The sequence below is a fragment of the Alistipes sp. An66 genome, assembly GCF_002161445.1.
GTDB classification, from domain to species: Bacteria; Bacteroidota; Bacteroidia; order Bacteroidales; family Rikenellaceae; genus Alistipes; species Alistipes cottocaccae.
On record NZ_NFHT01000031.1, the window covers coordinates 1 to 9,594 of the forward strand.

At 47.2% G+C, this 9,594-nt stretch carries 8 protein-coding genes and 1 tRNA gene; all 9 read right to left on the bottom strand.

Translation table 11 applies throughout. The annotated features are described in order from the left end of the window. Window positions 1-20: 20 nt before the first annotated feature. Window positions 21-94: transfer RNA gene (locus tag B5G16_RS12160), tRNA-Arg, on the bottom strand. Between the two features lie 261 nt (window positions 95-355). Next, a complete protein-coding gene (locus B5G16_RS12165) occupies window positions 356-769 on the bottom strand; it encodes a hypothetical protein (RefSeq protein ID WP_087264282.1) in 414 nt (137 codons plus the stop codon). A gap of 207 nt (window positions 770-976) precedes the next feature. Next, window positions 977-1,669: a leucine-rich repeat protein gene (locus B5G16_RS12170; protein WP_087264285.1), complete on the bottom strand. Its 693-nt coding sequence runs from the start codon at window positions 1,667-1,669 to the stop codon at window positions 977-979. A gap of 572 nt (window positions 1,670-2,241) precedes the next feature. Then, on the bottom strand, window positions 2,242-3,279 hold the full coding sequence (locus B5G16_RS12175; RefSeq protein WP_087264287.1) for a DUF3871 family protein: 1,038 nt from the start codon (window positions 3,277-3,279) through the stop codon (window positions 2,242-2,244). Further along, window positions 3,257-3,985 carry an ATP-binding protein gene (locus tag B5G16_RS12180; RefSeq protein ID WP_087264289.1) on the bottom strand — a complete coding sequence of 243 codons (729 nt, stop codon included), beginning with the start codon at window positions 3,983-3,985 and terminating at the stop codon, window positions 3,257-3,259. The genes B5G16_RS12175 and B5G16_RS12180 overlap by 23 nt, the downstream gene beginning before the upstream one ends. Window positions 3,986-4,255: 270 nt before the next feature. Further along, a complete protein-coding gene (locus tag B5G16_RS12185; RefSeq protein WP_087264291.1) occupies window positions 4,256-5,002 on the bottom strand; it encodes a phage Gp37/Gp68 family protein in 747 nt (248 codons plus the stop codon). A 117-nt stretch (window positions 5,003-5,119) separates the two neighbouring features. Continuing rightward, window positions 5,120-7,057, bottom strand: coding sequence for a hypothetical protein (locus B5G16_RS12190; RefSeq protein ID WP_239406109.1), 1,938 nt, complete (start codon window positions 7,055-7,057; stop codon window positions 5,120-5,122). A 22-nt stretch (window positions 7,058-7,079) separates the two neighbouring features. Beyond that, window positions 7,080-8,012 (bottom strand): hypothetical protein, encoded by a 933-nt coding sequence (locus tag B5G16_RS12195; protein WP_087264295.1) that lies wholly within the window; start codon window positions 8,010-8,012, stop codon window positions 7,080-7,082. 200 nt (window positions 8,013-8,212) lie between these two features. Beyond that, complete coding sequence (locus B5G16_RS12200; protein ID WP_087264297.1) at window positions 8,213-9,445, bottom strand: site-specific integrase; 1,233 nt, start codon at window positions 9,443-9,445, stop codon at window positions 8,213-8,215. Window positions 9,446-9,594: the final 149 nt, after the last annotated feature.

The window sequence follows — 9,594 nt, forward strand, 5'->3', positions numbered from 1 at the left end:
TTTTGGACTCTCCTTCCTTGTGACGCCGACAGGACTCAAACCTGTAACCTTCTGATCCGTAGTCAGATGCTCTATTCAATTAAGCTACGGCGCCTTTCCTTTATTGCGAGTGCAAATGTGGCTTGATTGACAGATAGTTACGATGGTTGATCCGTCTGGAGTTTGCCCGTTTTCTGTGTGGCTGTTTCGTTCGGTTTACACGTTGGTTTACACAATCGAGCAAATCCAATGCTGGTTAAACAATAAGTGAATTGAGGAGATATGACATTAAAGAAAGGCCAAACTTTCGCAAAAAGGGTATATTTGAGACCCCTTTGCAAAGTCTGTCCTCGGGAACTGTTAGATGCTTTTGTATTTATACAAACTGTTCCAAATATTTCTCATTGAAGCCAGCCAGTGAAAAGCGGAACTCTTTCTTGGTACCATTTTGTGCTGTATAGTTGAACACAATAGTATCACTGTGGATATGCGCTTCAAAAAGATTGAGCGGATATCCGATTGGTGGAATGGTAATAACATTCGGAAATTTTACGATGTAGGGTCTTTGATTGGACTCTTGAGGTGGTAGTGTAAAATTGAATCCTGTTTGTAGAAGACCTCTTTTTAGAAAGGAGATTGTAACGGCTTGAATAGGGTCTATATCGAGTTCAAGGAAGTAGTAGAACTCTACGGGCGTGGGATTGTCGGTTCTACGTCCTACAAACAGGCATATTCCATCAAGATCATAGGATATGGATTTGGCAACATAGGAGATTTCAATATCATTCAATATCTCTGTGCCCGTTTGTCAATCTGTTATCGGTGTTTTTCTTTTCATTTTAGCTAAAATTTGTATTGTTAATAAATCTTTGATTATGATGTAAATATAGTTAAAATTAATGAAATATGCAAGTATATAAAAAGGACAAACTTGTGCAGAGCGGTATAATATAGACCGTCTGTACAAGTCTGTCCTCGATCAATAAGGTGCTACTTATTAAAAATCATATCCGACAATCTGATTGGCATATTTTTTCCAGCCATCGGCTACTTTATATGCTTTCTCGGCAGCGCGAGGAACGTATATTTTGAAGCCTTTAGGAATGCCATCAAAAGCGCCAAATCCCAGTTCGGGAGGAGTGAGTGGTTCACAATAGATGGCTTTCAAATTGAGACATAAGGCGAATGCAAACCTGCCTATTTTGACAATACTGTTAGGAATATGTATCTCCTTTAAATCTATTTTTCTGTAAAATGCTGAGTTTTTAATAACAGTGACATTTTCTTGAACAGTGACATTTTCTTGATTAGAGTAGCTCTCCTGCATAGATGTTTTTCCCTGTTTTAGACTTTTGATAACGTTGGTCTGAATTTGTGCAAACGGATTCTCTCCTGCTTGATATTCTTTTTTTAATACAAGGTGAAATTTGTGACGGGTAAAAGGCCAAAACCAGCAAACTCTCCTGATATTTAATGTTTTGTCTATCTCCCAGCCCGATTCGGCCAACATGTTGAGAACCTCGCCGAGATTCTTTTTTCCAAGATAGATAGTTTTTTTGTTGAACATTAAGGTCGTTCTTAAATGCTGTGCTCCACCTCGTTGATAAAGATCCAAGTAGGCTGTTTTACTTTGTGCGGAAATACTTCCGATAATTGCTATTGCAGCCAATAGGGCAATTAGTTTTTTCATGGTTATAAAGTTTAGGTTTGTCGTCCCAGCACCTGAACGACGGTTAATTGTTTGATTTTAGAAACAGAAAGCGTGGTGCCGAAAACTTATTTTAGTTGAACAGGTCGTAGGAAACCTTATAGCATAAATAAGCAACAGCCCCACGCCTATATCCATGAATGGATATGACGCGGCAAGATGTCAGCCTATTCTCCGCTATAATCGAATTTCCTACGTTCGTTCAACGAGAACAAGCAACACTTTCCGTGTTTGTTCGTATGTCCCACAAAGATACGGAAACAAACTGAAAAGTAAAACATCTTCCCGATTTCTCGGAGCTGTTGCAGTTAAAAATAGACTTTACGCCTGCATAAACGTTGAAACTCTGCTTTTCAGAACCCTGAAAACCATGGATTCCGACTTTACGTCAGCATAAATTCCATATCTGTAAGTTGTAGATTTTGCAGCAAATCGTAATGTGTAGATTATAAGCGATATAGCTATCTCGCTATATATTAGTACGCTTTGATTTTGAGCATAAGAAAATACCCCTGCCGTCATAAGACAGCAAGGGTATTCTTCTCTGTAAAGCGTTACTCCACAAACCAGCTGTATTCGGTATCTCCCTCCAAGGCCCGTCCGATTCCTGCAATCAACTGCGTTGCATTCAGCGAACGGTCGAGGAATGTGTCGATGTAGCTGGACTTGTTGGCTCCCGTAAAGAGGTTGTAGAGCTTCCACAAGTCAATCTCGGGATTCGTCCCTCGGGAAAAGTTCTCGTCCGTGTAGTAGGCCTTGGCCACGGCATTGATGTGGCAGTCGGTAAACTCCATAGCAGGCAATGCCTTTCGCTCGGCTGTGGGCAGGTATTGATACAACCGTGCCTTGCCGATCAACTGGGCAAACTGGTGCTCACTGAGCGATTGCCGTTGCAGGGCTGCCATCTGCCGAATATGCCGTTCGGCATCGTACTGCTGGAACAACTGCAACGAAGCCTCAAGCAACTCCTGTACGCTCATCACCCGCAACTCCCGTTTGAATCCGTCGGTCGATACACACAGGTTGCAGCAGACAAGATTCTTGAAACCGATGAAGACCTTGAACTTCTCGACCGTCTTTTTCGAATAGAGATTTTCGTGGTTATAGGCCCTCACTCCTCCAATCGAAAGATTCAATCGATTGCCTGCCACCTCCTCGTAAATTGAGGGAATCTCGAAACAGAAGGCCATGCGCTCGTAATAGATGGTCTTGTCCGTCTCCAAGAGCTGATTCACGGGTTTGTGGATAGCCTCGGGAATCCGTCCCTTGATGATATGCGAAACGACAATATCGGGTGTGTCGATGACCTCTTGTGGAAACAGCCGATGAGCTGCATTCCAAACGGTCTCGATAAAACTCTGGTGGGAGATCGTTACCTCGTTGTCCTTACTGAATACGGGAACGACACAATCGTTCTTCAGATGGGCCATATCGACAGGCTTGGTGTTGGCCTCGATAAAGTGACGGGGATGCGGTGCAGTCCCCAGCGACACAATCGGCGTTGCGGGACGTTCCTCTACGATGGTTGCCTCCTCCACGGGAAGATTCAACCCTACGGCAAACTCGGGATTAGGCTGAAAGGCTGGAAGCATGGCTGTGGAGGTTTTGCGTGGAAGGATTCGATTGCGCGGTCTGCGTCATGTTGCACCATTTGAGAATGGCTTGCCCCACGGCAGGAGTTATTGTGAACTCGGGATGCCCTGTAAATAGCCCCGTTCGGTCTTTGGAAGTAGTGGCCTTGTGGTTCATGGCGATGTCCAGCACGGCGGTGAACTCATAGTCCACGTTATCGCGCTGCACGGCCTTCAAGCCCACCTTCTCGGGGACCATCTTGCCGTTCTTGTCCGAGAGGACATAATCCTGCTTGGAACGCATGGTGCAGATGATGTGGCACGAGGAGTTGAGAATACGTTGGATGAAGGCATTCTGACGGGGTGTGACCTTGGCCCAGTTGGCAAAGGAGTTTCCTTGCAGGTTGGCGTGGAAATCGAGCAGATAGTCCCAGCAATGGGAGATGCTGTCGATAACGATAACTTCGGCACCTGCCTGTTCACAAATACCGATGGCCTCGATGTAGGTCTCGGGAGAGTAGTCGGGCAGGGTGAGAACCTGATAACTGCCCAGATGGGCATAGAGATCGGCCGAGCCGTTCTCGGAATCGATGACGGCAACACGGGACCAGTCGGAGGTCATGCCGTAAGCAATGAGGAGCGAGGAGTAGGTTTTGCCCGACCCCGAGGCTCCAGCCAGTGCCAGCCTCATTTTAGCTGCACGGCGCATGGATGGACGTAATTGCATAAAGCTACAAATTAGATGATGAATAAATAAATACACTCATCATCTGTCTGTTGCTTTTGTTGTTAGTCTGGAAAAATTCCCGATAATCGGCCAGAAAAAATCGCCTCTGGAATATTACTTCCCAACCTCAATAGGGGGGGGATTTGATTCATGTATCTGCTTGCGTGCAGTATATATCCTACCCAAGAGAAAAGGACAAACATTATCGAGCGGTATAGAATATAGACCACTCGAAAATGTCTGTCCTCAGTCTATTCATATATTGTCAGCCTACCCGAATAACGTATGCCTGTTTACTGTTGTCATTGCCTTATAAGTCTTACCTTGCAACTCGCTGCCGTTGCGCTCTACGCTTCGATAAACACCGTCACTGCCGATGCTTCCCCATTGCTTGAAGAAGAACAACGCACCTTGTTTCTCGGCCTGCTCCTTTATCGACAATACCCACTCTTCTTTCATCGGTCGTGCGTTGATTGCATGCTCTCCACCTACAATTACCCAATCTATATTCGTCAAGTCGAGTTCACCTAAATCTTCCACCAGCGGCTCACACGATAGAAACCTTATCGAAGCAGGAAGATTGCGCAAGCAGTCGATTCTGTATTTTACACTCGGAACCTCGACCGTAACACCCAACCATACATTTGCGGGTATTGCTCTCGTTGCGAAATATTCTGCCATCCGTTCTGCTCGTTTCGTAAGAATTTGATACGTGTGTCTTGGTGTCGAACGAATCACGGCCATCACCTTGTCGATGAACTCAAACGGTACGTCCTTGTGAAAAAGGTCGGACATCGAGCAGACGAAGATGAACGAGGGTTCACGCAATAGTCGTGGCATGTTCAGCGTATATTCGTGCATCGTTACTGTAAATCCGTTCATATACTTTCTCACTCCATTCTTCTGCATCTGCAACGCAATCGTTTTTGCATAGCAGTTGGCACATCCTGCCGATAGTTGCGTACATCCCGTAACAGGATTCCATGTCTCGGTTGTCCATTCAATCTTTGTAGACATATTTCAAATATTTTTTAGTTATTAATTTCTCTCTGTATAGCTTTCAAGAGGGAGGGGACAAACTTGGTCGAGAGGGTTAAATATAGACCCCTCGTCCAAGTCTGTCCTCTGCCTGCTCTAAAATTCGTATTTCTTCTTACCGAATTTGAACGCCCGTGCTTGGTTCTGCTTGCAGTCCTCCAGCTCGAAGAACAGACCGATGACTTTTCGATCTACTCGCCCCTCGAATGGGATACCGTTGTCGGTTATCAACTGCCGCATGAACGCATTGACCTCATTGACAGGAACGATGTCTTCCGTGTGGAAACGCCCATAAACAGCCTGCTGCATCTTCTCGGAGGTCAGCAATTGGTTCTCTTCGACACAGCCCAAAGCTGCTTCGATTCTGCGGCGATCATATCCGAGCGCTTCGATTCGTTTGGCGCCCAATATGGTGTGGGCTCTTACCATCGTGGCACACTCTTCTCCCAACTCTTCAAGGATGTAACTCGGCTCCGTGTTGGGATTGGCGGCCTTCAATTTGTCAAGTTGTCCGATTACCTCCCGCCATAGCTCTTTGGTGCTTTTTAGCTTGGCCTGCTTGCGACGCAGACGATCTTCGTCCGAAACGGGCTGTTCGTAAGGCACGATATTGACATGGAACGGAGCTGTCTGATATGCGGCCTTTATTGCATCGGGATATTTGTAGTAGGCTCGTATTTTCTCGTCCTCCCAGGCATTGTCCCACATGAACCAGTTTCGCTTCCCCTCACGGGTTATGAATCGTGTGTAGTCCATTCCAGCCATAGCCTCCAGTAAGGCACTCTTTTCGATGTCGTTGGCCGTAGGGATAGCCGCCACCTTATTATATATGATCTCCTTGCTTCCCAATTGCTCGAAGAGGGTCTCTCGGGACAGGCACGACAGGATGTTACAGGTGTTGGTTACATGGTGGATTCTTGCTACACCGTTGCGGAATCGTCCGATGGCCTGCACCACCTCGGTCTGTGGGTCGATCATCGAGTAGGGCGCATGATATACATCGGTCAGGATGATGACGTTCGGTTGGTAGTCCAGCTTAATATCCACAGCCGAGTAGAAACGACTGGTGAAGAAGTTGATCTCGGCCAGCTCGGTCAGGTTGTCGCTTACGTCGGAGAATCCTTCCCGTTTGAGCTTACGCACACTCTTCTCCGAGCAGAAGACCTTGCATCGCCCTTGCAGTTTGAGGGTCTGAATGAGACTCAACGTCGTGTCCGTCGAGTTGAAGAAGATGCAGACTTTTTCTCCTGCCTTGTGGTAACGGTCCAGCAGTTTCCGCAGCACCCGCACAGTGTTGTTGGTTACGACCACTGTCAGATCCTTGCAGAAGTCGAAGGAGGGAACGATTCGCAGCATCTCGAACCCCTGTTCTTCGAAGCGGGGATCGGAGGGGATGATGGGCGTTGCGGATACCATGGCCTTACCCTTGAACTTGAAGAAGTCTTCGACGGGCAGATAGATGTCACCTCGGTAGCCTACATCCTGTATGGGCTTTTCGCATTCATCGAACAGGAGAAAATACTCCTCGTAGATGGGGATGCCCAGTTCATACATGGCAGGCAGGACCTTTTTGTCAAAGCCCTCGGGCGTGGTGATAATCTTGCGGTAGCCGTCCTCCTCACCTGCGAGGTAGGCTTTCACGTCATCGCGTGTCGTACCCTCGTACACGGCGAAGAGAAAGTCGTGCTGGGCTTTCTTCCCGATAATCACGGGAACGTTCGGTTCGATGATGATGGAATGACGTGCAGCATTGATTTCCAGTGTGGTTGCACCACAACCCGTCATTACCTTGTTGAGAATCGTGTTCGTCGGAATCTCTTTCATTACGTCCGAGAGCCACGATCCCTTGTCGATTTTTACATCTCTAACAAACATGATGATTTTTCGTTTCTGCCTCCACTTGCTTGGGCGTTCGGCTTGCTCCCACAACCTCGACTGCTGGCCAGTCAGACGAAGCTGCGGTACAAATATCCCTCTTTCCACAACCAAAAAAGAGAAAGAATAGACAGCGAAAATGCCGTCTATTCTTTCCAAAATTTGGGATGTGAAGTGTGAACTATCTCATCATATCCTCGAATGTGCTCTGACCGCTTCCCCTTAATGCCTTTCGTGCCTCTTCCCCTCTCAATAGATACGGACTGAACCGAGGCTCTTTGCCCTGTTTCAGCAGGTACTTGATTCGGCCTGCGATATTTTGAATATCGAGTGCAGCATCGCTGTCCGAAGCGATCAGTTCAAGATATACGAGATAATTCTGAATGATTCGGCACAGCCCCGTACTGGCGGTTCGGGTATCTTTTGCGGCATCCTTGAACATCGTATAGGTGCCGTATATGATGCGGTCGATTATTTCATCCGCCTTACGTCCTTTTGCATGGTACTTATCCAATGCTTTTTGTGCCTCTTCCACGGAGTGTATATCTTCCAGGTGGCTTTCGCAATACTGCAACAATGCACCACGCAGTACCCAGTTCTCGAAATTCGGAAGTACGAGTTTTCTCGAATATTCCTTGGAGGTCTTATTGATCGTCAATATGATTTCGTTTGTTCGTTGCGGGCGGATGGGTATCTGTTTGCAGAACAGGTAGGTTTCCAATAACTCCTCCCGCATGTGGTCTTGGTAATAATTGTTGAGATTATCGGCATAATAATCGCCAAGCGTATAGTCGCTGTCTTGATCTTTCAGCCATTCGCACCATAATCCCCACTCTACGAACATCAGTGTCCATATAATCGGTACCTCCTCGTGGGGTATTTGCTCCATATATTTAGAGGTGGACTTGTCTGCGAACAACAGGCGGTCGCAAAAATCCTCGAACATGAGGCGGCAGTGAATCGTAACAGGTTGGTTTTCCCCTTCTAATTCTGCATCCAATGTCCGATAGAAGTAAGGGGCATCCATCCCGTAATACTTTTTCGTATATACCAATGCTCTTTGAAATTGCTCCCATGTAAAGACGTGAATGTAACCGATTGAATCCTTATCCATAGTAACTGTGGTTAGTAGTCCCTAATATACAAAAAACAAAGGACAAACTTGGTAAAGAGGCCTATAATTAACCCCTTTTACCAAGTCTGTCCTGCTATCTACCCAATAATATCTAACCACAAGATCAGCAGAATGAGGAGGACAAACATTGACATAGGGGCTTAATCTATACCCTTTGTCAATGTCTGTCCTCTTTGATCTTACAGCAGATGCTGCATGGCCTCGTTGATCTGCGAATTCTCGAATGAATCGAGGTAGATTTGCGTGATCTTTTCCGAACTGTGTCCGAGCGATTCCGAAATGATGGAGGTCGAAACTCCTGACCTTTTCAACACGGTGGCAAAGCTGTGGCGGGCAACATAGGTCGTCAGCGGGATGGGTAGGTGCAGGTGTTCACCGATGAGTTTCAGGTAACGGTTGATCCGCTTGTTCGTTCGTTGCACCCGTCCGTACTGTTGCTGGGCCGTGACGTGGACGGTTCGTTTCAGCACGGGAAAGATGTAATCCTGCGGATGAGCGTTCGGTTGACGGTACTTGTCGAGAATGGCTAGGGCCTCGGGCTGTAGCTGAAACGAGAGGAGTTTGCCCGTTTTCTGGCGGTTGAAGACCAAGCGTCCGTCCACGATGTCGGCATAGCGGATGTGTAGAATATCGGTAAGATTGATGCCGCACGACAGATAGCTGAACAGGAACAGGTCTTTGGCCAGTTGCAGGAACGGTTTGGGGTACTTGGTCAGCGTCCGTACCTCGCAATCCATAATCCGCCGAATATCCTCCTTCGTGAGCGATCGTTTGGCTGTGGCCTCCTTAAATCGGCTTACCTTAAAGGTATCGAAAGGGTAGTCCGTCTTTTTGATTAGACCGTCGGTGATGGCACTGTTGTAGAGAACGCGCAACGAGCGGAAGCGGATGCCGATGGAGTTGTCCGAATAGTGTCGCTCCACCCGCAACCATTGCTCGTAGCGTTTCAGCCACTCGGTGTCAATGTCGAGAAAGTAGAAGTCCAGCGAATGGCAGAATCGGGTCAGCGAGGTGCGGAGTTCCTGAAAGGTCTTGGCGTTTCCGACACGGTTCACGGCCAGCAGACGGTCGATGTAGGCGTTCAGATAGTCACCGACGGTTTGGCGCACGATCTTGCGGGATGCCTTTTCGACCAGCGTGCTCAATGTGTACTCCTTGTCGTTTGTCTTGAAGTCCATGACCTGATGCTGGAGTTCCTGTGTTTTTTGCTGGATAAGGGCTTCAATTCGCTCTCGGTCGGGACAGTTGTGGCGTGGTTTACACTTTTTTGCATCCCATTGCTCTTGCGGAAGGGAGATATGCAGGCTGATGTACTTCCGCTTCCGATTCTTTGTCAATCGTAACAGGATGGGATGCTGGCCGTTAGATAAAGTTTTGGAGGTGTAGAGAACCGCTTCGATGGTGGTGTTCATCGTTTTTTTCGGTTTACACACTGGTTTACACAACTGGATAAAAAGTCCCTGAAAACGGGCCGAAACCAGGCACAAAAAAAGGTTGCCATGCGCATGACAACCTCCCTAAACGCAAGAAAGAGAGCCTTTTGGACTCTCCTTCCTTGTGA